Here is a 26,136-nt window from a genome sequence, read left to right as displayed (position 1 = left end):
GTGAGGAGCAGCTGTGACCAGCCCAGAAGAAGCGTTCAGCCACTTCGTCAACACGCGTCCCCAGCACGAGCGCTGGACGATCATCGGCGTCGCGGGTGCGGCGGATGACCCAGGGGTGCGGTCGGTCGAGATCTTCCAGGGCCCGGACCGCGACGAACCACGACTGGTGCTCGCGCCCGAGGACGTGCCCCAGTTCGTCGCGGGCCTCATCGCCACGGTCCTGCCCGGCGACCTGACCGCGGCGGCGGACTCGTAGCGCGGGATCAGACGGTGAGGACGAGCTTGCCCTGGAGGTGACCGCCGTCGAGCAGCCGGTGCGCGTCGGCGACCCGCTCGAACGGGAAGGTCTCCCGCACGTGCACCCGGAGCCTGCCCTGTTCGACGAGTTCGACCAAACCGCGCAGCGCCACCGGATCGGGGTCCACCGCGATGCCGCTGAAGCGCATCCCGGCCGCCTCGAACCCGTCGACGAGCTCGGCATCCCCCTCGGCGACCGCCGTGACCAGGTGGCCGCCCGGGCGGAGCACGCCGAGCGACCGCTCGACGGTGTCGCCGCCGATCGTGTCCAGCACGAGGTCGATGTCGCCGACCGCCTCGGTGAAGTCGACCGCGGTGTAGTCGATCACCTCGTCCGCGCCGCACCCCTCGACGAACTCCCGCTTGCCACCGCCCGCGGTCGCGATCACGTGCGCCCCCAGTGCTTTCGCGATCTGGATCGCGACGTGCCCGATCCCGCCGCTACCGCCGTGGATGAGCACGCGGTCGCCCGCGGTCACACCGCCGAGGTCCACCAGACCCTGCCACGCGGTCAGCCCGACCACCGGCAACGCCGCCGCCTCGACGTGCGAGAGCGCCGCCGGCTTGCGCGCCAGGTGCAGTGCCGGCGCGGACACCACTTCGGCGTAGGCGTTGGCCGCCCTGGGGAACAGCGGCATCCCGAACACCTCGTCGCCGGGCCGGAACCGCGAAGTCCGTGCCTGCTCGACCACGCCACTGATGTCCCAGCCGAGGACGAACGGCGGCTTGCCGAGCAACGGGAACTCACCGGCGCGCAGCCGCGCCTCCAACGGGTTCAGCCCGATCGCCTTGACCCGGACCAGGACCTCGGTCGGCAGCGGCTGCGGCGCGGGCGCGTCCACGACGGTGAGCACCTCGGGACCGCCGAACACCTGCTGGGTGATGACTCGCATGACTCTCCTACTGGCTCTGGGGGGCGAATCCCAGGCTAGGTTTCCGACAGGAACCAGCAGGTACCTTTGGCGCCATGAGCGGGTCCGGTCCCTTCCTCGCCGACTGCCCGGCGCGCCTGGCGGTCGAGCTGATCGCCGACAAGTGGACGGTGGTCGTGCTCGCCGGCCTCAGCCAGGGCCCGGTGCGCCACGGCGAGCTGGCCGAGCTGATCGGCGGCATCTCCCGCAAGGTGCTCACCCAGACGCTGCGCCGCCTCGAGGCGCACGGACTCCTCCACCGCCAGGCCTACGCCGAGGTGACGCCACGCGTGGAGTACGAGCTCACCCCGCTCGGCGCGACGCTGATCGAGCCGATCCACGTGCTGGCCGAGTGGGCGAGAACGAATGGCGAGGCGGTGCTCGACGCGCTCGACGCCCACTCCGATCCGGTCACCCGTGGCGACCGAGACTCCCGCCGGGGCGACCCTCCGAGCCCGGGGCAGGCGGCAGCGAAGACCGCAACCGCCGGATGACGTGCAGCACCTGCTCGCGGTTCTTCGTCAGCTTCAGCCAGCCGGGAAGCCGCGACATCAGGCTCATGGCGCTGGCAGTGTCGTTCGCATAGCAATAGGCCCCGGGAGTCCCCTCCGCGCTGACCGTGCCGAAGATCGCCCAACGTTCGCGAATCCGGGCCGCGACGAGCGCCTCCAGGAAATCGAGGTGTTCTGCGTTGTACGCCCACAGGACCTTGCCGCCGCAGTTCGCCTGGAGCCACAGCGGAAGCCGGAAGTAGGGATCCACCGGTTCGCCGAACGCACCCGCCGAGGTGACGATGTCCTTGGACTTGCCACAGGCGAAGCAGAACAGCCGCCACCGCGGGGGACCGCCGCCTTCGCGCCACCGAGCTTCGGCGGGCCAGCGCACGATCGCGCGGTCACCGCACGCCGGACACCGCACCAGCACATCGCGCGCGAAGTCCCCCACCTCGACCAAAGGGTCCCGGAACCGGTGACCGACATCCCCCCGAATGCTCATTGCCCCATGTTCCCCAAACCCGGGCCTCCTGTCAGTCGAGTAAGCGACCGCCGGTTCGACCAGTCGGGCGGTGAACCGGGGCAGAGCGGGTAACCGGTGGACCGTGCAGACCTTCCTTCCCTGTCCCGATTTTCACCGGACAGCCACGGTGCTGGATCCGCTGCGGCTCGGCAAGCAGCGGGTGGAGGCGATACAGGTGCTCCGTGCGCTCACGGTGGCCGGGTACGGGTGGCGCCACCACCCGGCCGCGGCCATGTGGGCGGGCTACGAGGAGGCGCTGGTCCGCTACGGGCTGGAGATCTGCGCGGTCTGGTGTGCGGCGGGCCGGCGGGACACCTGCCAGTCCACCCTCCGGCAGGACCTCCACCGGGCGACGGGGCTCGAACTCGTGCGCACCCAGGCCGAACTGGCGGAGGCGGGTGAGCTGCCACCGTGGCTCGGGGAGCGCGACCTGCACCGCAGTCACCAATCCGCGCTGGTGCGCAAGGCTCCCGAGCACTACCGCCCGCACTTCCCCGAGGTGCCCGACGACCTGCCCTACGTCTGGCCGTCCTCGGACCGTCCGCGCCGGGAAGCGATCGCCCGCTGACCGGCGGTCCGGGGGGTCAGCGGAAGTCCGCGACGTGGTCGCGGGCCCACTCCGCGAAGGTCCGGGCCGGGCGGCCGGTGGCCTCCCGCACGCCGGGCCACGGGCGCAGCAGTGCGGAGTAGTCCTGATCGGAGGTTCCGTCCTGCCCCGAGCCGTCGGCGCCGTCGTAGTCGGCGAACCCGAGCAACAGGTCGGCGCTCGCGGCGGCCGCCCCGCCCTGTGCCTTGAGCAGCGCACGGGCGTGCTCGCGGGTGACCTCCTCGTAGCGGACCGGCTCGCCCAGTGCCGCGCCGATGGCCTCGACCTGTTGGCGGTAGGTGATCTGGGCGGGCCCGGTGAGGGTGTAGCAGGCGCCGGCGTGGCGGTCCTCCAGGAGTGCCGCGACGGCGACGGCCGCCACGTCCGCCTCGTGCACCGGCACCCCGACCTGGTCGGCGAAGGGGTAGCGGACCACCCGCTCGGCCCGGATGGACGGGGCCCAGACCGGCAGCACGTTCGTCATGAACTCGCCCGGCCGCACCATCGTCCACTCCAGACCGGACTCCCGCACCGCCTGCTCCACCCGTGGGTGGTGGTAGGTGTCCAGGCCGGCGGTGACGGCCGCGGCGGAGAGCACGACCACCCTGCGCACACCCGCCTGCCTGGCCAGCGCGACGACCTCGCGAGCGGTCTCCGGCACGGCGAACAGGTACAGCCGGTCCACCCCGTCGAAGGCGGGCGCGAGGGTGGCGGGCTCGGTCAGATCGCCCCGCACCACCTCGACTCCCGCTGGCAGGCCGGCCGCCGCGGGGTCGCGGGTCAACGCACGCACGGACATCCCCGCCTGGCGGAGCTGGTCGACGACGTGCCTGCCCACCAGGCCGGTCGCACCGGTGACCAGGATCTTCTTCGGCCTTTCGTTCATGGGGCGACCGTAGGACGGAAGGCGGACAGCCTCTGTCCTAGATGGAGCACCGTTGCGGCGGTTATTTCCGAGACCAACCTGACTAGGATTCCGTCATGAGGAGATTCCGCGCAGCGGTCGAAGCCCGTGATCCGGAGGCCCTCGCGGCCGCCCTGGCCGACGACGTGGTGTTCACCAGTCCGGTGGCTTTCCGCCCCTACCAGGGCAAGCCGATCACAGCGGCGATCCTGCGGGGCGTGCTGCGGGTGTTCGAGGACTTCCGCTACGTCCGCGAGATCGGCGGCGACCGCGACCACGCCCTGGTCTTCGAGGCTCGCATCGGCGAGACCCTGGTGGAGGGCTGCGACTTCCTGCACCTGGACGAGAACGGACTGGTCGACCAGCTGACCGTGATGGTGCGGCCGCTCTCCGCCGCCCAGGTGCTGGCCGAGGCCATGGGGGCGCAGTTCGACCGCGTCAGGCAGGAGGCCATGGGCGGCTGAGACGCTGGCAGTGGCGGGCGCCGGCAAGGTCTCCAGTCAGGTGCCGCGGAAACTTCGAACCGCACCTGCGATCAAACCTGTGCCACTACAGTTCCCAGCTCATTCGGCTTCATCGAATCGGCATCGGGGGCGACGGTGGTGGAGCGGACCGGTGACGTGCGCCTCGCCTGGGAGCGCGGCACGGCACGAGTGCTGCACGAGGGGCGACCGGTCGGTGTCGCGTTCCTGATCCCCGATGGACTTCTGCTCACCTGCGCCCACGTCCTCGCGCCCATCGCCGGCCTCGCGGACAGCGAGCCGCTGCCGCCCGGCCTGCCGGTGACCGTGGACTTCCCCCTGCTGCCAGGCCGTCCGCAGGCGGAGACCACCGTGCACTTCAGCGTGCCGGTGGCCGCTGACAACAGCGGTGACGTGGCTGTGCTGCAACTGACCGGCCAGCCGCCGGCGGGCGTGCTGCCCATGCGGATCGTGGAAGCCGACGACCTCGCTGGGCACCGCTGGCGGACCTTCGGTTTCCCGCGCTGCGCCGGGCAGACCGGGGACAAGGACGCCGGGGTGTGGACGCGCGGCACCATCGAAGGTCGTGAGGGGACCGGCTGGTGGCAGCTGACCTGCGATGAGGGCGCTGGGTTCGCCCTGGCCGGCGGGTTCAGCGGTGCTCCGGTGTGGGACGAGGAGTACCGGGGAGTGATCGGGGTGGTCGTCGCGGTCGAAGGGGATCAGCGGCGCAGGACCGGTTATGCCCTGACCGTGGAGTCGCTCGCGCACGAGTGGCCGCAGTTGCGGTCCCGGTTGCTCGCCGACAGCCCTTACCGCGAGCTGTTGGCCTTCACCGAGCGGGACAGCGCGGTGTTCCACGGGCGTGCCGGGGAGACGCGCCGGCTGCTGGAGTTGCTGGAGGAGCAACAGGTTCCGGTGCTGCCCGTCTTCGGCGCCTCTGGCGTCGGCAAGTCGTCACTGGTCGGGGCGGGGCTGCTGGCGCGGATCGACCGCGGCAGCCACCTGGTCGCCCGGTTGCCGCACGGGCTGCGGCTGACCGCGGAGGAGTTGCTGGCCTGGGCACTGGCCTCGGCAGGCGATGCGGACACCGCGCAGGCGGACTGGCACGAACGCTGGTCCGCGCTCACCCGTCAGCTGGCCGAGCAGGACGGCCTGCGCACCGCGCTGGAGCAGACCCTGGCCCGGCATGACGGGCGGTCCAAGCTCCTGCTCGTGGCCGACCAGTTCGAGACCCTGCTCGCGGACGCGCCGGACACCGCCCGCAAGCTGGATGTGATGCTGGGTGCGCTGACGGTGCGGCGCACCGACGGCAGCCGGCCGGCTCAGGCGGTGGTCGTCACCCGGATCGACTTCCTGCCGCAGACCGGGCAGCTCCCGGTGCTGAGCGCCGCCTGGGAGGCCACCCACGTCGTCGTGCCACCGATGACGCGGGACCAGCTCCGCGAGGTGATCACCCGTCCACTGGCCGGGCACGCCGGTGTCCGCTTCGCCGACGGCCTGGTCGAGCGGATCGTGCAGGACACCCCGCACGGTGCGGCCGCCCTGCCCGTGCTGGAGTACACGCTCAGCCAGTTGTGGGCACGGCAGGAACGCGGCACGCTCACCGCCGGCGCCTACCAGGAACTCGGCGGGGTCGAGGGGGCGCTGGTCGGCAACGCCGAACGCAGCCTGTGGGCCTGGGCCGACGAGTCCGAGCACGAGGCGCTGGAGCGGATCTTCATCCAGCTCGTCCGCCCCGCCGAGCAACTGGACGCCGGGGAACGCGGCCCCGACACCCGGAGGGTCGCCGACCGGACGGAGTTCGCCGAGCGCGACTGGACGTTGGTCCACCGGTTGGCCAGCACCCGGCTGGTCGTGGTGACCCGCCGCCCCACCGGACTGGACACGGCCGAACTCGCGCACCAGGCGCTGGTGGAGAACTGGCCGCGGCTACGGACCTGGGTGGAGCGCAACCGCGACTTCCGGAGCTGGCAGGAGAGGTTGCGGCACACCGCGCGAGCCTGGCAGGAACAAGACCGATCGCCCGCGCTGGCGCTCGACCGGCGCCGGATCGAGGAGGCCCGGCGCTGGCTCGCCGCCCGGCCGGCGGAGATCTCGGCCGAGGAGGCCGGGTTCGTCGAAGCCAGTGCCGAGGTGCAGCACCGCCGCACCCGCCGACGTCGCCTTGCCGTGACCGGCTTCGCCGTCCTGATGGTCCTGGTTCTGGTCGCCTCCGTACTGGCGTACCTGAACGCCCGGACCAGCGACGAGCAGCGGAACCTCGCCACCGCCGAGCGGCTGACCCGCCAGAGCCAGCTCCAGGCCGCCGCCGATCCGGCCCTGGCCGCCCGCCTCGCTCTGGCCGCGCACCACATCGGCCCTGCCCCGGAGACCCGCACCCGGTTGCTGGGCACGGTCACCACACCCTTGCGCGCCACCATCACCGGCCACACCGGCTCGGTGGGAGCGGTGGCCTTCAGCCCGGACGGCACCAGCCTGGTCACCAGCAGCAGTGACGGCACCGTGCGGCTGTGGGACCCGCGGACCCGCCGTCAGCAGGCCGCGGTCGCCGGCCAGCGGAGCGCGGTGACCCGAGTGGCGTTCAGCCCGGGCGGGGACATCCTGGCCACCGAAGGCGACGCGAGAACGGTGCGGTTGTGGGAAAACCGGACCCTACGTCCGCTGCACACCTTCCCCGGCACCGGGAGACCCGTGGTGTTCAGCCCGGACGGACTCGTCCTGGCCACCGGTGGCAGCGAACAGGGCACGGTGCAGCTGTGGGACGTGCGGACCCACCGCCTGCTCGCCACGCTCACCGGCCACGGCCGCAGCTCGGTGCTGTCCGCGGTCTTCAGCTCCGACGGCGGCACCCTGGTCACCAGCGGCAGCGGGGAGCAGGCGGTTCGGCTGTGGGATGTGCGGACCCGCCAGCAGGTGGCCACTTTCAACGGTCACACCGGCCCGGTGCAGTCGATGGCGATCAGCCCGGACGGGAAGACCCTGGCCACCGGCGACAACGCCGCCACTGTGCGACTGTGGGACCTGCCGGCCCGCCGCTCGCTGGCCACCCTCACCGGCCATGTGGGCTCGGTGCGGGCGTTGGCGTTCAGCCCGGACGGGAGGACTCTGGTCACCGGGGGTGAGGACCGGACGTTGCGCGTGCACGACGTGCCGTCCCGCACCGGGCAGGTGGTGCTCGCCGGTCACACCGGCCCGGTGAACTCGGTGGCCTTCAGCCCGGACGGCCACACCCTCGCCAGCGGCGGTGGGGAAGCCGTGGCGCGGTTGTGGGACATGCGGACCGGCCGTCCGCTGGTCGCCTTCACCGGGGCAGACGGCGCGGGGAGTGCGATGGCCTTCAGCCCCGGCGGGCAGACCCTGGCCACCGCCATCGAGGCTCGGGTAGCGCGGCTGTGGGAGGTGCGGACCCACCAGCAGGTGGCCACCCTCGACGGCCACACCGGCTCGGTGCTGTCGGTGGCCTTCAGCCCGGACGGCAACACCCTTGCCACCGGCGGGGCCGAGGACCGCGCCGTGCGGCTGTGGCACGCGTGGACGCACCAACCGCTGGCCACCCTGACCGGCCACACCGGAGTGGTGAGCTCCGTGGCGTTCAGCCCCGACGGGAACACCCTCGCCACCGGCAGCTACGCCGATCAGACGGTGCGGCTCTGGGACGCGCGCACCCACCGCCTGCTGACCACCCTCACCAAGGTGGGCAGCCCGGTGGTGTTCAGTCCCGACGGCGGCACCCTGGTCACCAGCGGCGGCACCGACAGCAAGACGGTGCGGCTGTGGGACGTGCGCACCCACCGGCAACTGGCCACCTTCAACGGTCACACCGGCTTGGTGGGCTCGGCGGTCTTCAGCCCCGACGGGAACACCCTGGCCACCGGCAGCTGGGACGCCAGCGTGCGGCTGTGGGACGTGCGGACCCACCAGCAGGCGGCCACCCTCACCGGCCACACCGATTCCGTGCAGTCGGTGGCCTTCAGCCCCGACAGCACCACCCTCGCCAGCAGCGGCCGAGACGCCGCCGTGCGGCTGTGGGACGTGCGGACCCGCGAGCAGGTGGCCACCCTCACCGGTCACACCGGCATCGTGTGGTCGGTGAAGTTCAGCCCGGACGGGCAGAGCCTGGCCACCGCGGGCGAGGACCGGACCGCGCGGCTGTGGGACCTGCGGACCCACCGCCTGCTGGCCAACCTCACCGGGCACACCCGCCCGCTCAGGTCGGTCATGTTCAGTCCGGACGGGAACCGGCTCGCCACCAGCAGCCACGATGCCACGGTGCGGTTGTGGAACACCGGCATGCTCAACGATCTCGGCGCCCTCGTCCAGGAAGTCTGCGCGATCGCGGGCGGCGCGATGGACGAGCAGGAGTGGCAACGGCACGTGCCTGCCGAGGTGCCCTACCGCCGAACCTGCTGAGCGGAGCCGGAGTGGTCCTCGTGTTGCTACGCTGCGTCACCGATCAGCTACCCGCGTCGGCTTGACCGAAGGAGGGCGATGGCCCGACTGCCCCCGCCACCGCCGCACGTCCAGCTCCGGTCCCTGGTCGACGAGGACCGGGACGTGCACCGGGTGCCGCCAGGACAAACGCTGTACCGGGTCTTCACCGCGGGTGGCAGCCACTCCGCGTTGTGGAACACCTTCCGCGTGCACGGCCCGCTGCCCCACGCCCGCTTCGACGCACATCCCGGCGCTCCCGACGGCAGCGTCCGAGAAGCCCTGGCCGAGGGAGCCGTGTACTACTCGACAAGCCTGCTCGCGAGCATGGCGACGGTGTACCAGTCGACCTCGATCGTGGACCGGCGGACCAGGTCTCCGTTCGTGGTCGCCTTCCGCCCCGCCCGCACGCTGCGGCTGCTGGACCTGTCCGGGTTGTGGCCGGTCCGGGCGGGCACGTCGCTCGCGCTGTCCACCGGCCCGACGAAGGTGACCCAGAGCTGGGCGCGGGCGATCCGCGAGGCATGTCCACACCTCGATGGGCTCTGGTACCGGACGGTCATGGCGCCGCTGGACCACTCGGTGTGCCTGTGGGACCCGCCTGCCGCGCCCGGTTTGCCCGACGAGCCGGACCTGTTGCTGCCACTGAGCGATCCCCGGCTGGACGAGCCGTTGACCCGGATCTGCGCCGAGCTGAACTACACGCTGCTGAGCTGAGGAGCAACGATGAGAGCAGGTTTGGCCATCGCCGCCTCGGTGGTGCTCAGCGCCGCGACCTCGGTGGTGGTCAACGTGCTCACCGACGACTGGGGCCTGGCCTGGTGGGTCGCGCTCGGGGTGCTGGTGCTGGCCGCCGCGGTGATCGCGGTCTGGCTGGGCCACGCGGGTTCGGCCGCCACCACGGGCGCGCCGCCCGGCGGCGGATCGGTCGCGGTGGGCGGCAACGCGCACGGGCCCATCAGCACCAAGGTCCGCGGCACGCCGGCCGCCGGCGCCGGATCGGTCGCGGTCACCGGCGACGCGGCGGCCGGGATCAGCACCGACGTGGACGCCAGGGATGTTTGACCGCCGCAGGACGCAGCACATCGGCCCTGGCGGCGTGGTGATCGGCCGCGATGCCAACGCGCCGATCAGCACCACCGTCCTGCTCTCCCAGGACACCCCGCTGACCGTGGCCGTGCAGGACCTGGCGGTGATGGCCGAACGGACCCGGCGCAGCGAGTTCACCGGACGCGAGTGGATCAAGGAACGGTTGCGGACCTTCCTGGACGAGCACACCCACGGCTACTTCCTGTTCGAGGCTGAGGCCGGAGTCGGCAAGTCGGCGCTGGCCTGCCAGCTGGTGCACGAGCACGGCTACTACGGCCACTTCACCCAGCTGGCCTCCGGCAAGATCGGCCAGGTCGCCCTGACCAACCTGGCGGCGCAACTGCTGCTCCGCCTGGACCTGCACCAGGCGCTCAAGGACCGGTTCGAGCACGCCGAGCTGGATCCGGCGACCGTGCCGGTCTGGCTCACCACACCGCCGGGATTCGCGCGGCTGCTCGATGTCGCGGCGGCCACCGGCCAGCGGATCGTGCTGGTGGTCGACGGCCTGGACGAGGCCGTGCCGGACCCGGAGGCCGAACTCCCGCTCGGCCTGCCCCGGGTCCTGCCCCGCGGTGTGTTCGTCATCGCGACCTTCCGCTCAGGCATCCGGCTGGACGGGATCGACGCGCCCAGCGCCACCACCCGGCTGAGCGCCGGCGATCCGCGCAACCTCGCCGACCTGCGCGAGCACCTGGAGAAGATCGCCGAGGCCACCGACATCGCCGCGGTGCGCGCGGCCCAGGGCGTGGACCGGGAGACCTTCGTCAGCACCGTGCTCGAGCACAGCGACGGTGTGTGGATCACCATGGACGCGATCGTCTCCAACTACCGGGCCGGCGACCTCGACCTCACCGACCTGGCGTCCCTGCCCGCCCGGCTCAGCGGCTTCTACGCGGTGAGCTTCCTGCACTGGCGGGACTCCGCGCACTGGTCAGCTGAGGACCTGCCGCTGCTGGGCACCCTGGCGGTGCTGGAGGAGCCGGTGCGGGTAGCCGTGCTCAGCGACCTCAGCGGCGTTCCGGCCGACCTGGTCCGGCAGGCCTGCGACCAGCGGTACCGGCCGTTCCTGGACGTCACCGGGCGTGGTTCGGAGCGGACGTTCAGCATCAAGCACCGCACCCTGCTGGAGTTCATCGGCGGCACCCTGCCCGCCGCACCGGACACCCTGCCCGAGGACCTGGTGAACCTGGCTGACGAGCTGGCCGAGGCGGTCGCGACCGCGCACAACCGGATCGCCGACTTCTACCTGCCCCTGCTGCGGAGCTCCCGCATCGCCCAGGCGCACCGGGGCTACGGCCGCAGGCACCTCACCACCCACCTCCGCCACGCGGGCCGGCACCGGGAAGCTCGAGAGGTCTTCACGCTGCCGGACCGCAGGACGGACGGCAGGGACAACGTGCTGCTCGCGGTGCAAACCGAGGCTGGTGACCGCAACCGGTTCGCCCGCGAGCTGGAACAGACCAGGATCGTGGCGCGCAGCGAGACCGACGCCGCCCCCGACATCCGGGCGAGCACGAAGAGTCTGGCCTTCGAGGTGCACGCCGCTCTGCTGACCGCTGCCGCCACCGCCGGGTACGGCCAGGTCCCGGTCCGGCTCACCGGCGCACTGATCCAGCACGGGGTCTGGGGGGCTGCGACGGCGCTGAGCTTGCTCGGCGCCCTGCACAACCGGGCGCTGCGCTGCCGGGGCCTGATCGCCGCGCTCCCAGCCCTGTCGAAAGGGGGCGCGGCCGAATTCCTCGACCTGGCGCGGGACTGCCTGCCGGAGATCGGCAACCCGGTAGACCGCATCCTGGCCACAGCTCAGCTGGCCGCTCACACCGACGTCACCGGCCACCTGACCGAGGCGGTCGCGATGGCTGAGGCACTCCCACCGGCCACCGACACCGCCCATGCCTGGCTCGCCCTGCTCCCGCACCTGCCCGCCGATCGGCGCCCGGCCGTGTTCAGCGCCGCGGTGGACCAGCTGCGCCGCGAACGCGATGACCTCACCCGCGGCCTCGGCCTGGCCGCGGCCGCCCGGCACGGCGCGGCTGACGACCTGTGCCGGGAGGCGCTGGACACGGTGTCCACTGTGGACCGGACTCGGGTGGCCACCGTCGCCGTCGAGCTCGTCTCCGAGGCGCTGCGCACGGACCTGGTGGCGCTGCTGGCCAATGCCGAGGACACCCTGGACCACCACCACTTCCGGGCAGCTCTGGCGGTTGCCCGGTTCGCGCGGCCGGCGGATCGGCCGGAATGGGCCCGGACCGCGCTGAACCTCGCCAGGGGGCTGCCCGACCCGCACCTGATGGCAGGCGCACTCGCCGAGGTGGCTGAGTTGGCCGGCTGATGAGGGGGTTGAACGACCGGCAATGGTGCGAGTCGAAAGTCAATAGCATCCGGGCCATGACAAGACGAAGTTTGTTCCGCAGATCCGTGGCCGGTGTGGCCGGTTTAGTGCTGTCCCTGCCGTTGCTGGTGACGCCCGCCGTGGCCAGCACCTCGGCACAATCGATCACCAGCGCCCCGTACCCGGTCAACGAAACCGCAACCAAATCGCTCACGCCGACATTCTCCGTGCAGGTCGAGGCGGTCGGCAGCGAGCGCCCGTCGGTCGAGTTCGAGGTCTACAACGCCGAGCAGACCACCCGGCTGGCGAACGGAACCGGCACTTTCGACGCAACCGGCCGGGCCAATTGGACGGTGCCGAATGGAGTATTCGCCGACACGAACGAATACGCCTGGCGCAGCCGAGCCGTCACCGGCGGCCAGGCGGGGGAGTGGTCGGAGCTCCACCCCATCGCGGTTGACGCCACCGACGGCGTGGACCTGCCCGCGAGCCCGCCGAAACCCGGCGCGGTCGACGGGCTCGTGGTGACCCCCGCCGCCGGCGGCGCCTACCTGACCTGGCAGGCCGCGGACGGCGGCCCCGGCGCGGCCGTGACGCACTACGTGGTGCGGGCCCACCAGAGCGGCAGCGGCAGTTCGCCCGCGGCCGAGGTGGTGGTGCCCGCGGGCCAGGACCACGCCGTGGTCACCGGACTGTCCAGCCAGTCGGAGTACCGGTACACCGTCACCGCGCACAACGACTGGTTCCCCGGCCCGGAAGCGGTGTCCGGCGCCGTGCGCCCGGCCACCACGCCGTTGCCCGCGGCCCAGTTCACCGCCATGGCCACGGACTACGTCAAGGCCCGCGGCCTGCTCGCCAGCGGCGGCGCGACCAGCCCGGCGCAGGCGGTCGAGGCGAGCCCGCACCGCGAGGTCATCCGAGCGGCGGTGCAGGCCGACGGTCCGGCGGACCTGAAGCAGCGCGAGCACCTGGTGAAGCAGAACCTGTTCGTCGGCTCGCACACCACGAACCTGTCCGAGATCGCGGTCATCCCCGGCCAGGGCGGCACGGTCACCGTGCACGCCGACGTCTACGAGAAGCTCGACCAGGAGGCGGTGGTCAGCACCGCGGAGAAGGTCCAGGTGCCAGAGGAGCGCATCCGCCGCTTCACCTTCACCTTCGCCGTCTCCGGCACCGCCTGGCAGCTGACCTCCGCCACCACGCCCCCGGAGGGAGAGGGGCAGCCCGATCCGGTGGTGGAGACCCCGGACGTGAAACCGGTGGCCATGGACAAGAACGGTTTCGTCGAGGGCCCGCGGCTCATGTCCACCACCGCCGCGGTCAACCACGGCCGGATCGCCGCCTACGGCCGGGCGTGGGCCCTCAAGGACAACCCGCACTACAAGATCAAGGGCAATGACTGCACGAACTTCATCTCCCAGGCCCTGCGCCACGGATATTTCCCGATGAAGCGCGGTTTCTACCGCAACGACGGCGTCTGGTGGTACACCGGGGCCAGGCCGATCTACGGATCGTTCACCTGGTACGCCGCCCACAACAGCTTCAACCACATGTGGAAGAAGAAGCGCGCGGACTTCCGTTCCTACTTCAACCAGGCGGTGCCGGGCGACATCCTCTACTTCGACTTCCAGGGGGACGGCCACCTCGACCACGCCGCCGTGGTCACCAACGTCCAGGGCAACCACATCTGGTACTCCCAGCACAGCCCCAAGAAGAAGTACCGCCACCTGCAGGACGTCCTGCCCGGCAGCCCCAACCTCAAGCTCTACATCGCGCACCCCAAGGGCTGAACCACCAACGCGATCGAGGCGGTCGGCCCGCGGAGAGCCCGATCCGGCCCGAGGGGAACCGGGCGACGGCCGAGCCGGTCCTGAGTGGACGATGGGGCGGTCCCGGTTCGCCGGTGCCGCCCCACCGGTGCCGCCCCACCGGTCCGGCGTTGCCAGGACCTTGCCGGAGTCCAGGCGCACCAGGCGGAACTCGTCGCGCGGGATGCGCATCGCCACTGCGGCGCGCCACGTCCCGGTGGCCGGGTCGTAGCGTTCGGACTCGCCGACCGGCCGGATTCTTCGATTACCGCGATACGGTTCGGCACAAACGTGCCTCGGAGCGTCGATCCGCACGCGGAAACGGCCCGATTCCCTGGTGGGGGTAGAGCGCCTCGGCGAAGGCAAGGGCGCGAAGGTTTCGATTCCGCATCTCATTCTCCCTGTTCGTGTTGACTTGTATGTCTGTATCGTGTTCCGGTCGCCGTTACCGCCGCGTGACGCCGCTCATTCCAGCGAATCCCGCTGTTCGCATTAAGGGGAATCTTTGCGCGTGTGGGTGAGTGGCCGTGCCGCGTCTTTTCAACCCGCTCACAAAGGCGGACGCTGGATTGCCGAGGGTGTTGGCTGGTTCCGGTGCTCTCGCTCAGCGACACCGGGCAGTGGCCCCAGACCCCGGTCACCACACCACCCCCGCGGGTTCGCGGCATCAGCCCGGACCCACCCCACGGGTGGAGACTGAACATGAGATCGACAGCGCGCAGCAGCACAGCGGGCCGGGTCAGCCGTGCCCTGATCGGCCTAGGCACCGCCGCCGGGTTCGCCCTGGTGGCTCCCGCCACGGCCCACGCCGACCCGGTCGGGTGCACCCGAGCCGGGGAGAACATCACCTGCACCGCAGGGATCCCGGCCGGTGAAGTCCTCACCGGCAGCGCCAACGCCAACGTCATCACCGTCACCGGCGGCCCCGTCGACGGCACCATCAACGCCCTGGCCGGCAACGACACGATCAACATCACCGGCACCACCGGCGTGAACGGCAGCACTGGCGCACCGGGAGCCCCGGGCACCGTGGGCACCCCGGCCGGTAGCGCCGGCGGCAACGGCGGAGTCGGGAGCAGCGGCGGCGCCGGCATCGGCAGCGGCGGGATCATCGACGGCGGAGCGGGCACCGACATGATCACTGTCAAGGGTGGTCCTGGCGGTAACGGTGGCAACGGCGGGGCGGGCGGCCTCGGACTCGCCAGCGGCGCCGGTGGTGCCGGTGGCAACGGCGGAGTCGGTGGCGTCGGCGGCACGGCCAGCGCCGGGACCATCACCGGCGGTGCGGGCGCTGACACCGTCACCACCACCGGCGGCAACGGTGGCAGCGGCGGACTCGGTGGCATCGGCGGCAACAGCGGAGGCGTCGCGGGCGGAGCCGGTGCTGGGGGTATCGGTGGTGCCGGCGGCGCAGGCGGGGTCGGCAACTCCGGGACCGTCAACGGCGGTGCCGGCGATACCGGAATCGACACCGTCACCACCACCGGCGGTGCCGGCGGTGGCGGCGGCACGGGCGGCGTCGGTGGCTGTGGTCACGGTGGCGGCGCCGGTGGCGTGGCAGGCGCGGGCGGCGCCGGTGGTATCGGCAACTCCGGCACGGTCAACGGCGGGCCGGGCAACGACATCCTCAAGGCCAACGGCGGCCTCGGTGGCAACGGCGCCGGCGCGGGCAAGGGCGGCAACGGCATGAGCGCCGTCCAGCCCGGTGGCGCCGGCGGGGTCGGCGGCGCTGGTGGCGCCGGTGGTGTCGGCAACTCCGGGAACATCAACGGCGAAGTGGGCAACGACGCCATCACCACCACCGGCGGCAAGGGCGGCAACGGCGGTGGCGGCGGTAACGGCGGCACCGGTTGTGCCGGTCCGGGTGGCTTCGGCGGGCTCGGTGGCGCGGCCGGCGCCGGTGGCGCCGGCAACACCGGCACGGTCAACGGCGGCCTCGGCACCAACACCATCAGCAACGTCAACGGCACCGGCGGTCTCGCCGGCGCCAACGGCGTCGCCGGTACCAACAACGGCGGCGTCTGCACCTGCTGATCAGCGGGGAGGTGTTGGGGCGCTGGCTTTCCGGAGATCTCCGGAAAGCCAGCGCCCCGGCGTGCGACGTGGGGTGGGATCGGGTGGAGCGGCTCTACCGCGGCGCGGTCAGGGATTCGCTGTCCGCCGGACCACGGTGTGCGGGCTCGCCGCGGCGGTCTCGCGGGCCAGGAAGGCGCCGAGCTCGCCGATGGTGCTCATCAGCGGGGCCATCATCGTGTCGGAGGTCTCGCCCAGCGCGGCGGCGGCCGGGGACTCGTTGATGATCTTGGCTCGCTTCTCCCGCTCATGGTGGCGCTCCGATCAGGCGAAGTGCGGGTGCCCGCCCGTGCGGCTCAACGCGTGCGCGAGGTCGGGCTGGGCGTCCAGCGCATCCAGCAGGCCGGCGGCGTTGAGCACCCGGCGGAGCAGGGTGGTGCCGGCCACCACGCGGAGGTGGGTGCCCACCGCCTGGGCGCGGGTCCGGACGGCCAGCAGCACGGTGAGACCGGTCGCGCCGAGGAAGTCCACCTCGGTGAGGTCGATGACCAGCAGCCTGGTGGCGCGGGGGAGCTGGGCGAGCAGCCGGTCCCGCAGTAGTGGGCTGGTGTGCAGGTCGATCTCACCGCGCACCGAGAGCACCAGCGGTCCTGGCGGGACCGAACGCACGGTGACGTCGAGGATCTGTTCCGGGGCAAGCGAATCCGGCGCGAGGGTGACTGCCTGGGGCGGGCTGGTCGTGGGGACCGGACGCTGGACGGTGGTCATGGCCGAGGCTGCCTGGTTCCGACGGGGTCGCGCTTGTCCGACGCGGTGAGGCGGGCGAGCCTGGCTGGGTTGGTCCAGCGGACCTCGGTGGCCCAACCCGCCTTGGCCAGCAGCCAGATCACCCGGGCGGAGACGTCGAGCTGACCGCGCAGCACACCGTGGCGGGCGCAGGTGGGGTCGGCGTGGTGGGAGTTGTGCCAGGACTCGCCCATGGACAGGATGGCCAGCGGCCAGAAGTTCGCGGCCTTGTCCCGGGAGCGGAAGGGCCGGTCGCCGATCAGGTGGCAGATCGAGTTGACCGACCAGGTCACGTGGTGCAGGAAGGAGATCCGCACCAGCCCGGCCCAGAAGAACGCGGTCAGCGCGCCCTGCCAGGACCAGCTGATCAGCCCGCCCAGCGCGGTCGGCGCCGCGATGCCCAGCGTGACCCACAGCGGGAACAACCGGTCGATCACCCGCAGGTCCCGGTCGGCGAGCAGATCGGGGGCGAACCGCTCGGTGTTGGTGCTGACCCGCTCGAACAGCCAGCCCATGTGCGCGTGCCAGAACCCCTTGGCCAGGGCCACCGGTCCGGTGCCGAACAGCCACGGCGAGTGCGGGTCACCCTCCTTGTCGGAGAAGGCGTGGTGCCGCCGGTGGTCGGCGACCCAGACGATCACCTGTCCCTGCGCGGCCAGCCCGCCGGCCACCGCCAGCGCGATCCGCAGCCCGCGGGTGGCCTTGAACGCGCGGTGGGTGAACAGCCGGTGGTAGCCCACGGTCACCCCGAGGCAGGACACCACGTACATCGCTGCGGCCAGGGCGAGGTCGGTCCAGCCCAGTCCCCAGCCCCAGGCCAGTGGCACCGCCGCGATGAGCGCGGCGAAGGGCAGGAGCACGAAGACCTTGACCAGGACCTGCTCACCGACCGTTCGCCCGGGAATGGTCATCGGCTTCGACTCGGCCCCGAGCGGCGGGCGAGCCGGTGCGGAGGTGGTCATGACAGTGCGGGACTGATCGCGTGGTCGCGGATCCGGGTGATCAGCAGCTCCGCCTCGGCGGCACCTGGGAAAGACATGCCCAAGCGGACTGAATCGACTTGTGCCATCGGGACACCCCTTCGCTCGGCGGAGTTCACGCCGGGGTCCGGGGCACTTGAGGTGAGCGTACTCGCTTTTCCGGCGCCGCACACCCATGCGCCCGTGCGCGATGTTCGCCGGTCTCGTGGAGATCTTTGATCGCGCCGGTGACTAGACATTCGCTCATGTCACATTCCTTGTCGTAACCCACATGGCCCACGGGTTTCCCTCCGCGCCTCACGATCGTGTATATGCGGATTTGGGTGGGTGCATCGTTTCCGTGCGGGTCTACAGTGGAGTGAGCAATTCCCCGCCCTGGACCCTGGCGGCTGGTCGCGTCATTCTGACGCTTCGACCAATGTCGATATCACCTTGAGGAGTTTTCATGCGCAAGAACCGCGCGGTTCGAGTTATTCCAGCCGCAACCATTCTCGTGGCAGCCGCGGGTGTTTCCCTGCCCGCCACCGCCCACGCCGCGGTGCCGTGCACCGAAACAGCGCTGGTCACCGCGGTCAACACCACGAACGCGGCGGGCGGTGGGGTCATCACCCTGACCCCGGGCTGCACCTACACCCTGACAGCCAGCCACGGTGACGACGGCGTGCACGGATCGGTCGGCTTACCGCCCATCTCCACCACCATCACCATGGAGGGCGACAGCAACAGCATCACCCGCTCCGGCGCGAGCACCTTCCGCATCCTCCAGGTCGACACCACCGGTGATCTGACCCTCAAGGCCGTGACCATCAGCAACGGCTCGGCCGCGGGGGCGCTGCCCGCGGGCAATGGCGGTGGCATCCTCAACTTCGGCGCCCTGACCCTGACCAACAGCACTGTCTCGGGCAACACCGCGGCCGGCACCGGTGGCGGCGTGCAGAGCGGCGGCGGCGCGGCCGCGGTCACGCTGACCGGCAGCACCCTGTCCGGGAACACGGCGGTGGCCGATGGTGGCGGCCTGTACAGCTTCGGCACGGCCACCCTGACCAGCAGTTTTGTCAACGGCGGCAACCAGGGTGCGCGGGGCGGTGGCCTCGCTTCGGTGGACGGAATTCTCACGTTGACCAGCACGCCGGTTTCCGGGAATTCGGCCACCGGCACCGCGGGCGGACTCTTCCGACTATCCGGAAATGTGACAGTCAACACCTCGCCGATCAGTGCGAATGGTCCGAACAACTGTGTGGGCAGCGTCCCGTCGGTGCCGGGCTGCACCGCGTGAAGTCATTCGGCCAATCGGCGTACGGCGGTATGCGCTCGCCGGACAAGGGCGTAGCTTGAGTGATGCAACCCTGGACCCCGGTGGCGCAGATTCTGCGAACCGGGGTCCTTTTCGTGCACAGTTATATGTTGGAACAGAAGGCGTTATGCGAAACATCCGCACAGCCGTCAAGGCCCTGCTCGGGGCCACCGTCGTGGTCGGCGGCATGACCATGGTGGCCCCGGCCGCCCACGCGATCACCATCCCGGTGGCCTGCAGCGAGAGCGCCCTGGTGGCGGCGGTCAACCTGGCCAACTCCACCGCCGCCGCGGACACCCTCGCGCTGGCCGGTGGCTGCACCTATGCCCTGACCTCCCCGCACGGCGGCCTGACCACCGGGCTGCCGGTGATCACCACTCGGATCGAGATGCTCGGTCCGGCGGTCATCACGCGGAACTCGCTGCTGCTCTTCCGCATCGCCGAGGTCGCCGCCACCGGCAACCTCACCCTGACCACCTCGGTCGCGATCACCAACGGCAGCGTGGTCGGCGACGGCGGCGGCATCCTCAACCGCGGCGCGGTGACCCTCACCAGCAGCAGCCTGACCGGCAACCTGGCCACGCTCAACGGAGGCGGCCTGGCCAACGCCGACACCCCGAGGGGCGGCGCGCCCGCCGCGACGTTCACCAGGAGCCCGGTCTCCGGCAACACCTCGCTGCTGCGGGGCGGCGGCATCTACAACGGTCAGCGCGGCACGCTGACCACCACCGGCGTCTCCGGCAGCCCGATGCCCGTCAACGGCAACACCGGATCAGAAGGCGGCGGCATCGCCACGGTCAGCTCGACCGCGACCACCATGACCCAGACCGCGGTGTCCGGCAACCAGGCGTTGCTGACCGCGGGCGGCGTCTTCCGGGTGGGCGGCACCATGACCACCACCAACTCGCCGATCAGCGCCAACACGCCGAACAACTGCGTCGGCAGCGTCCCGGCGGTCCCGAACTGCACTGGGTAACCCGGCTCCGCGATAGCCAGGTGCCACCCGGTCAGGAGCGAGGCCGCCCGTACGCCACGGGCGGCTTCGCTGTGCCTAGCCGAGTTCCCCCGGCGGCTCCTCGACACGCCAGAGCACGGCCCGGTGCAGGGCCTGGGCCACCATCCTGCTGCTGAGCACGCCCGCGTTCGCCGGGGCGTTGGGCCCGGACAGCGCGGCGGGGTTGTCCCAGACATGGACGAACACGCCGATGGTGATCAGTTCGGCGGCCAGTTCGTCGTCGGTGATGGCGTGGCAGGCTTGGAACACCGCCTCGCTGAGGTGGTCGTGCAGTTCCACCATCGCCGCCCACTCGCGGTCCTGGATTCGGGTGAGCAACTCAGGGAACGACGCAGTGAAGCAGTCCCCGGACATGACAGCACTTCCGCTCTGAAGTCGTGGCGCCGCCGGGGTCTGGGGCGGTGAGATGAGAGCGTTGAGCATAGTGCCGGTCACCCGTGGTGATGGTTCGCGACCGGGTGACGTGCTTGCCCGTACGGGGGAGGACTAGGCTGGACCGGCCAGGATCTCAGGTGGCGAGAGGTGACCGACGTGGGCCCGGACCGGCACCGCGACATCCTGGTGATGATCGATGAGATCGCCAGTTCCGACCGCGAACCCATCAACGTCAGCCATGTCTGTCTGGCCTGCCGGGACCGGTTGACCGCGGTAGGGGTGGCGGTCTACCTGGTCGGCACCGTGCAACCGCTCGAGGTCGTCGGACCAGTGGGAGACGAGATGGCCGAGCTGCAGGTCACCCTGGGCGAGGGCCCCGTCTCGGAGGCCGTGCGGCAGAACCAGCCGGTGTTCGTGCCGCAACTGGCCAACGCCTGGAGCTCGAAGCGCTGGCCCGCCTTCGCCCCGGCCGCGCTGGCCGCGGGTGCGGCGGCGGTGTTCGTGATCCCCTTGACGCTGGGAGCGATCGCGCTCGGCGCGCTGGAGATCTGCCGGGACGTCGACGGCCCGCTCTCGCGGGATGAGCTCGCCGACGCCTTGCTGTGCGCGGACACCGTGACCACGCTGTTGCTCAGCCGGCCCGCGGCGCCGGCGGCGGAGGCAGGCGAGTTGTCGCACGCCGAGCCGGAAGGCCGCTGGGCGGTGGTGCACCAGGCCACCGGCATGATGTCGGTGCAGCTGGACACCGATCTCGGCCAGGCGTTCCTGCGGTTGCGGGCGCACGCATACCTCACCGGCCGGCGGCTTTCCGAGGTGGCCGCCGACGTGGTCGAGCGCAGACTGAGGTTCACCCCGGAGACCCATGAGAAGAAGAGGTGAGTCACGTGTTGGACCGGCGGGTCGCGCAGACCTTCGTCGAGCTGGCGGACACGCTCGTGCTGGGGTTCGACACCATCGACTTCCTGCACACCCTGACCGAGCGCTGCGTCGAGCTGCTGGAGGTGGACGCGGCCGGGATCCTGCTGGTGGACCAGCGGGGCGCGCTGAACCTGGTGGCCGCCTCCACCGAACAGGCCCGGTTGCTGGAGTTGTTCCAGCTCCAGGACGAAGAGGGCCCGTGCCTGGACTGCTTCGCCACCGGCGCGCCCGTGGCATGCGCGGATCTGAACGAGGAGCCGCAGCGCTGGCCGAGGTTCGCCGCGGTGGCGCGGGAACAGGGTTTCGCCGCGGTCCACGCGGTGCCGATGCGGTTGCGCGAGCAGGTCATCGGCGCGTTGAACCTGTTCCGGACCTCCGCGGGTGACATACCGGCTGAGGCGACCGCGCTGGCGCAGTCCTTGGCCAACGTGGCGACGATCAGCATCCTGCAGGTGCGGGCGCTGCGGCACAGCGAGATGGTCGCCGAACAGTTGCAGACCGCGCTCAACAGCCGGATCGTGATCGAACAGGCGAAGGGGATCCTGACCGAACGCCTGCAGATCGGCATCGCGGAGGCGTTCTCCTTGATGAGGAGGTATGCCCGCGACAACAACGAGTTCCTCTCCGACGTCGCGCAGCAGGTGATCGCACGATCGTCCGCGGTCGCCGGGTTGACGAAGGTCAACGCACCTCGCTCAGCTCCGTAGCCAGGCCCTGCACGACCACAGGTCTCGACCACCTTCGCGCACCAGTACCGCTGCGCTGATTCCGCCGCGGTCAGTCGGCTACCGAAACGACCGCATCTTCTGGTCGTCGCCGAGGGTGCTGGAACGATCGGTCCGGAACCCGATTTTCGGGCTCCGGACCGTCGTGTTGATCAGCCGTTCTGGTGCTCGCTCCACCACTGCCGACCGGTCTCCGGCAGGCTCGTGATGGGGTCGTAGTACGGGTACCGGCGGTCCAGCGCTTCGGGGTCTTCCAGCTCGATCCCGGTCCGGTAGTTCTTTGTCCAGCGTCATCCCGTACGTCAGCACTGCGAACAGGACGCTCCCGGTCTCCTGACCTGCCTTGACCGCGAGTACCCCGAGCCCGACCGCCATCAAGATGTGCGTGACTTGGCCGAGTAGCCGCACTGACACCGCCTTTGGCAATCGCCGCAGTCCACGCTGGAACACCTCGCGCCATACCCTCGGCCGCGGTGGCTTTGCCGACTTCCGCTTCGGACTGAGGCGCATGCCGAGACTGCGCCTCCGGACTGGTCTCGCGCGGCGGAACCCCCCGCTGAACAACTTCCGCATCTTCATAGTTTGCCCTGACCACCGCCGTCCGTTGTCGGGGCTGGCTGCACCGAGGATAGCGCTGGGTGTCGCGCTCAACTGCAGACCGAGTGCGCATTGCCACCGTTCCGGCTTCGCTTGTTCCAGAGGGAGTCATCCGCAACGTTCCGAAGCCACCGCACTCGTCGAGACGGGGACGGGTGATCATGCCCTCGGCCCAGAATCGCAAGACTGCCGAGTTTCGAGTGCTGTCGGTGGTCGGGCGTTGAGGTCAGAAATCTTGTTCTGGGAAATTCGTGCCGCTCAATGCGCAAATGGGAGTGCGCATTGAGTCAAGGGCGATCACGGCTAGCCCAATCAGCCCCAGCGCCTGCTGACCGCGCCGTCGATGATCCGCACCGCCTCGCGCAGCTGGTGCACCCGCCGGGCCTGTTCGGGCAGCTCCACCGCCGCCCAGCCGGGACCGGCCAGCATCAGCATGCCGCGCTCGGGATGGCGCTTCCCTGCGCGCCGCGGGCGGCGGAGGTCGCCGGGCTGGTGCGCGGGGACGGGGCGCGGGTGGCGCCGGAACAGCTCCTGGCGGCAGGGAGGTAACGTCGGCGGGGTGCTGCGGGTGGAGGTGCTGGGTCCGGTGCGGGCCTTCGGCGCGGACGGGGTCCCGGTGGAGCTGGCCGGGGCCCGGTTGCGCGCGCTGCTGGCCCGGCTCGCGCTCTCGGCGGGGCGGGTGGTGCCCGCCGAGGTGCTGCTGGCCGACATCTGGGGCGCGGACGGGGTGCCCAACACCCTGCACGCCTTGGTGCACCGGCTGCGGCGCGCGCTGCCCGCCGGTGCGGTTGAATCGCTGCCCGCGGGGTACCGGCTGGCGCTGCCCGCCCACATCGTGGACGCGCACCGGTTCGAGCAGCTGGCCGCCCAGGGCAGGCGGGAGCTCAAGGATCCGGCGCGGGCCGCGGGCACGCTCGCGGAAGCCCTGGAACTCTGGCAGGGCACCGCGTTCGCCGATGTGGACGCGGTGTTCGCCGAGGCCGCCGGGGCGCGGCTGGCCGAACTGCGCGCCGGGGCGGCCGAGGACCGGTTCGAGGCGGAGCTGCGGCTCGGCCGGTCCGGCGAACTGCTGGCCGATCTGGAGGCGGCCTGCGCCGCGCGTCCGTTGCGGGAGCGGCTGATCGGGCTGCGGATGCGGGCGCTGGCCGCGGCGGGCCGCCAGTCCGAGGCGCTGGCCGTCTACGAGCAGGCCCGCGGCAGGCTGGCCGAGGACCTGGGCGTCGACCCCTCGGCCGAACTGCGCGGCGTCCAGCTCGCGGTGCTGCGCGGCGAGCTGGACCGCACCGGCCCCGCCCCGGGACGGCTGCCCGCGCGGCTGACCTCTTTCGTTGGCAGAGAAGGAGAACTGGCGCTGCTGGCGGGTCTGCTGGACTCCGCGCGGCTGGTGACCGTCACCGGGCCCGGCGGCGTCGGCAAGACCAGTCTGGCGGTGGCGGCGGCCGCGCGGCACCGGGCGCACCGGGACGGGCGGCTGTGGCTGGTGCCGCTGGCCGCGGTGGAGCACCCGGCCGGGATCGCCACCGCCATCCTGGGCGCGCTCAGCGCAGGCGACCGCTCCGGCGGCTCAGGTGATCCACTTGCCCGGGTGGCCGCACTGCTCGGCACCGGGGACGCCGTGCTGGTGCTGGACAACTGTGAACACCTGGCCGCCGGGGCCGCCGAGGTGGTCCGCGCGCTGCTGGAGGCCCGGCCCCGGCTGACCGTGCTGGCCACCAGCCGGGAACCGCTGGAGATCATCGGCGAAGCGCTGTGCCGCCTCGGGCCGCTGGCCCTGCCTCCGGAGGGCTCGGCCGAATCGCCCGCGGTGCGGCTGTTCCTGGACCGCGCGGCCGCGGTCCGGCCGGGCTTCGCACTCGATGAGTCCACTGTGGACGATGTGCTGCAGGTGGTGCGGCAGCTGGACGGGCTGCCGCTGGCGCTGGAGCTGGCCGCGGCCCGGTTGCGCTCGATGGACATCGGCCAGATCGCACGCAGGCTGGATGACCGCTTCCGCCTGCTGACCACCGGGAACCGGGCGGCGCTGCCCCGCCAGCGCACACTGCGCGCGGTGATCGAGTGGAGCTGGGAACTGCTCACCGAGGCGGAACGGGCGCTGGCCCGGCGGCTGTCCTTCTTCCCCGCCGCGGCCGGGGCGGAGGCGGTGGAGGCGGTCTGCGCCGAGGGCGCGTCGGCCTACCTGCTGGACGCGCTGGTGGACCGCTCGCTGGTGGAGCGCACCGGTTCGGGCTACCGCATGCTGGAGAGCATCCGCGCCTTCGCCGCCGAGGAGCTCACCGAGGCGGAGCGGGCGCGGATCCGGGCCCGGTTCACCGCCCACTACGCCGCACTGGCCGCCGAGCACGAACCCCTGGTCCGCACCGCGGCGCAGGCTGGTTCGCTGCCGCTGGTCACCGCTGAGTACGGCAACCTGGTCTTCGCCCTGCGCTCGGCCCTGAACAGCCGGGACGCCCCCGCCGTGGCCCAGCTGTTCGGGCTGCTGCACTGGTACTGGTACGCCTTCCGCTACGACGCCCGCACCGAGTCCTTCCTCGCCGAGGCGCTCACCCTGGGCGCGGCCCTGCCCGCCGAGACCCGCGCCGCCCTGGCCGCGCTGGACGCGCTGATCGGCGCGCACAGCCCCAGCACCGACCCGGCCCTGGTGCGGGCCCTGATCGAGGACTGCCTGCGCACCGGTGCGCACGAGCGCTACCCGCTGCTGTTCACCGTCACCCAGCCCATCGCGCACCGCCTCGGCCTGACCGACCTGGCCGAAACCCTGCACCGCCGCGCGCAACCAGACCCCTGGGCCGCCGCCGTGCTGGCCCTGCTGGCCGCCGAACCGGACGCGGCGGAGCGCTTCGCCGCCACCGGCGACCGGCTGTGGACCGCGGTTGCCCTGGCCCTGGGCGCACAGGCGCACAGCCTGCGCGGTGATCACCCCACCGCGATCGCGGACGCGGCCCGGGCGATCGAACTGGCCGCAGGCGCGGAGTCCCAGCACGACGTGCCTTTCCTGGTGCTGCTGGCCACCCTGCGCCTGCGCGCGGGCGACCTGCCCGGCGCGGCCCGCGAACTGGACACCGCCGAAGAGCTGACCGAGATCCGCGGCCTGCGGCACACCGCGCTGGAACTCTGGCGCGGCCGCGCCGAACTGCACCGCCGCGCGGGGGAGTTCGACCGCTCCCGCCAGGCGCTGGCCCGGCTGGCCGGCCTGGCCGAGCAGCTGTGCCTCCCGGAAGCCGACCGGTTGCTGGCGCCCGCCCGGCTCGCGCTCCGGCTGAGCGAGGGCGGCCCCGCCCGCGCCCTGCTCCCGGCCGCGCTGGCCGCCGCCGTGGCCAACGGCGAACCCGCCACCGCCGCCCAGTTGCTGGCCCGGCTGCGGCACCAGGAGGGCGACCACCCCGGCGCGGCCACCGCCCTGGGCCTGAGCCAGGCCCTGCGCGGCAGCTTCGACCACGGCGACCCCGAGCTCCGCTCGCTCATCGCCCAGCTCACCGCCGGACTCGGCGAAACCGCCTACCACCAGGCCTTTCAGCTCGGCGCGGAGCTGAGCGCGGAGTCCGCGCTGACACGCCTGGCCGACCCTGTCAGCGCGGTATAAGCCCGCTGTCATCGCCG

General features: G+C 71.7%; 22 protein-coding genes. 15 read left to right on the top strand and 7 right to left on the bottom strand.

Annotated elements, in window-relative coordinates:
- Nucleotides 1-13: 13 nt before the first annotated feature.
- Nucleotides 14-256 (top strand): hypothetical protein, encoded by a 243-nt coding sequence (locus tag N8J89_RS23850; protein WP_283659222.1) that lies wholly within the window; start codon nucleotides 14-16, stop codon nucleotides 254-256.
- 7 nt (nucleotides 257-263) lie between these two features.
- Here N8J89_RS23850 and N8J89_RS23845 read toward each other — a convergent pair whose 3' ends face one another.
- Complete coding sequence (locus N8J89_RS23845; protein WP_283659221.1) at nucleotides 264-1,190, bottom strand: NADP-dependent oxidoreductase; 927 nt, start codon at nucleotides 1,188-1,190, stop codon at nucleotides 264-266.
- A 74-nt stretch (nucleotides 1,191-1,264) separates the two neighbouring features.
- Between N8J89_RS23845 and N8J89_RS23840 the strand changes: the two genes are divergently transcribed.
- Nucleotides 1,265-1,702 carry a winged helix-turn-helix transcriptional regulator gene (locus N8J89_RS23840; RefSeq protein ID WP_283659220.1) on the top strand — a complete coding sequence of 146 codons (438 nt, stop codon included), beginning with the start codon at nucleotides 1,265-1,267 and terminating at the stop codon, nucleotides 1,700-1,702.
- Here the strand turns inward: N8J89_RS23840 and N8J89_RS23835 are convergent.
- Nucleotides 1,620-2,204, bottom strand: coding sequence for a hypothetical protein (locus N8J89_RS23835; protein WP_283659219.1), 585 nt, complete (start codon nucleotides 2,202-2,204; stop codon nucleotides 1,620-1,622). The two genes, N8J89_RS23840 and N8J89_RS23835, sit on opposite strands and share 83 nt — an antisense overlap.
- 103 nt (nucleotides 2,205-2,307) lie before the next feature.
- On the opposite strand from N8J89_RS23835, the gene N8J89_RS23830 reads away from it, so the two are divergent.
- Complete coding sequence (locus tag N8J89_RS23830; protein WP_283659218.1) at nucleotides 2,308-2,793, top strand: MSMEG_6728 family protein; 486 nt, start codon at nucleotides 2,308-2,310, stop codon at nucleotides 2,791-2,793.
- A 16-nt stretch (nucleotides 2,794-2,809) separates the two neighbouring features.
- Here N8J89_RS23830 and N8J89_RS23825 read toward each other — a convergent pair whose 3' ends face one another.
- Entirely contained in the window at nucleotides 2,810-3,697 is an 888-nt protein-coding gene (locus tag N8J89_RS23825; RefSeq protein WP_283659217.1) for an SDR family oxidoreductase, read from the bottom strand.
- Between the two features lie 95 nt (nucleotides 3,698-3,792).
- On the opposite strand from N8J89_RS23825, the gene N8J89_RS23820 reads away from it, so the two are divergent.
- The 7 genes from N8J89_RS23820 to N8J89_RS23790 all read left to right on the top strand — a co-directional run bounded on the left by N8J89_RS23820 (nucleotide 3,793) and on the right by N8J89_RS23790 (nucleotide 15,870).
- Nucleotides 3,793-4,179: a nuclear transport factor 2 family protein gene (locus N8J89_RS23820; protein ID WP_283659216.1), complete on the top strand. Its 387-nt coding sequence runs from the start codon at nucleotides 3,793-3,795 to the stop codon at nucleotides 4,177-4,179.
- A 135-nt stretch (nucleotides 4,180-4,314) separates the two neighbouring features.
- Nucleotides 4,315-8,589, top strand: a complete 4,275-nt coding sequence (locus N8J89_RS23815) for an nSTAND1 domain-containing NTPase (RefSeq protein ID WP_283659215.1) — start codon at nucleotides 4,315-4,317, stop codon at nucleotides 8,587-8,589.
- A gap of 78 nt (nucleotides 8,590-8,667) precedes the next feature.
- A complete protein-coding gene (locus N8J89_RS23810; RefSeq protein WP_283659214.1) occupies nucleotides 8,668-9,324 on the top strand; it encodes an RES family NAD+ phosphorylase in 657 nt (218 codons plus the stop codon).
- Between the two features lie 9 nt (nucleotides 9,325-9,333).
- Nucleotides 9,334-9,672, top strand: coding sequence for a hypothetical protein (locus N8J89_RS23805; RefSeq protein ID WP_283659213.1), 339 nt, complete (start codon nucleotides 9,334-9,336; stop codon nucleotides 9,670-9,672).
- On the top strand, nucleotides 9,665-12,028 hold the full coding sequence (locus N8J89_RS23800; protein ID WP_283659212.1) for an AAA family ATPase: 2,364 nt from the start codon (nucleotides 9,665-9,667) through the stop codon (nucleotides 12,026-12,028). The genes N8J89_RS23805 and N8J89_RS23800 overlap by 8 nt, the downstream gene beginning before the upstream one ends.
- Nucleotides 12,029-12,255: 227 nt before the next feature.
- Complete coding sequence (locus N8J89_RS23795; protein WP_283659211.1) at nucleotides 12,256-13,818, top strand: amidase domain-containing protein; 1,563 nt, start codon at nucleotides 12,256-12,258, stop codon at nucleotides 13,816-13,818.
- A 720-nt stretch (nucleotides 13,819-14,538) separates the two neighbouring features.
- Nucleotides 14,539-15,870 carry a hypothetical protein gene (locus tag N8J89_RS23790; protein ID WP_283659210.1) on the top strand — a complete coding sequence of 444 codons (1,332 nt, stop codon included), beginning with the start codon at nucleotides 14,539-14,541 and terminating at the stop codon, nucleotides 15,868-15,870.
- Nucleotides 15,871-16,173: 303 nt separating this feature from the next.
- Here N8J89_RS23790 and N8J89_RS23785 read toward each other — a convergent pair whose 3' ends face one another.
- Nucleotides 16,174-16,617: an STAS domain-containing protein gene (locus tag N8J89_RS23785; RefSeq protein WP_283659209.1), complete on the bottom strand. Its 444-nt coding sequence runs from the start codon at nucleotides 16,615-16,617 to the stop codon at nucleotides 16,174-16,176.
- On the bottom strand, nucleotides 16,614-17,546 hold the full coding sequence (locus N8J89_RS23780; RefSeq protein ID WP_283666234.1) for an acyl-CoA desaturase: 933 nt from the start codon (nucleotides 17,544-17,546) through the stop codon (nucleotides 16,614-16,616). Before N8J89_RS23780 ends, N8J89_RS23785 begins: the two co-directional genes overlap by 4 nt.
- A gap of 562 nt (nucleotides 17,547-18,108) precedes the next feature.
- Between N8J89_RS23780 and N8J89_RS23775 the strand changes: the two genes are divergently transcribed.
- Both N8J89_RS23775 and N8J89_RS23770 read left to right on the top strand, forming a co-directional pair.
- Nucleotides 18,109-18,891, top strand: a complete 783-nt coding sequence (locus N8J89_RS23775) for a hypothetical protein (protein ID WP_283659208.1) — start codon at nucleotides 18,109-18,111, stop codon at nucleotides 18,889-18,891.
- Between the two features lie 145 nt (nucleotides 18,892-19,036).
- Nucleotides 19,037-19,885 carry a hypothetical protein gene (locus N8J89_RS23770; RefSeq protein WP_283659207.1) on the top strand — a complete coding sequence of 283 codons (849 nt, stop codon included), beginning with the start codon at nucleotides 19,037-19,039 and terminating at the stop codon, nucleotides 19,883-19,885.
- 75 nt (nucleotides 19,886-19,960) lie between these two features.
- Here the strand turns inward: N8J89_RS23770 and N8J89_RS23765 are convergent, their stop codons facing one another.
- Nucleotides 19,961-20,242 carry a hypothetical protein gene (locus N8J89_RS23765; protein ID WP_283659206.1) on the bottom strand — a complete coding sequence of 94 codons (282 nt, stop codon included), beginning with the start codon at nucleotides 20,240-20,242 and terminating at the stop codon, nucleotides 19,961-19,963.
- Nucleotides 20,243-20,446: 204 nt separating this feature from the next.
- Between N8J89_RS23765 and N8J89_RS23760 the strand changes: the two genes are divergently transcribed.
- Nucleotides 20,447-21,178: a GAF and ANTAR domain-containing protein gene (locus N8J89_RS23760; protein WP_283659205.1), complete on the top strand. Its 732-nt coding sequence runs from the start codon at nucleotides 20,447-20,449 to the stop codon at nucleotides 21,176-21,178.
- A complete protein-coding gene (locus N8J89_RS23755) occupies nucleotides 21,175-21,924 on the top strand; it encodes a GAF and ANTAR domain-containing protein (RefSeq protein WP_283659204.1) in 750 nt (249 codons plus the stop codon). The genes N8J89_RS23760 and N8J89_RS23755 overlap by 4 nt, the downstream gene beginning before the upstream one ends.
- Before the next feature lie 927 nt (nucleotides 21,925-22,851).
- Here N8J89_RS23755 and N8J89_RS23750 read toward each other — a convergent pair.
- Nucleotides 22,852-22,974 (bottom strand): hypothetical protein, encoded by a 123-nt coding sequence (locus tag N8J89_RS23750; RefSeq protein WP_283659203.1) that lies wholly within the window; start codon nucleotides 22,972-22,974, stop codon nucleotides 22,852-22,854.
- Between the two features lie 124 nt (nucleotides 22,975-23,098).
- Here N8J89_RS23750 and N8J89_RS23745 point away from each other — a divergent pair, with 124 nt between their 5' ends.
- Nucleotides 23,099-26,119, top strand: coding sequence for an ATP-binding protein (locus N8J89_RS23745; RefSeq protein ID WP_283659202.1), 3,021 nt, complete (start codon nucleotides 23,099-23,101; stop codon nucleotides 26,117-26,119).
- Nucleotides 26,120-26,136 lie beyond the last annotated feature (17 nt).

The organism is Crossiella sp. CA-258035, assembly GCF_030064675.1.
In the GTDB taxonomy this organism is placed as follows: Bacteria; Actinomycetota; Actinomycetes; order Mycobacteriales; family Pseudonocardiaceae; genus Crossiella.
This window is presented reverse-complemented; position numbering and strand designations above follow the sequence as displayed.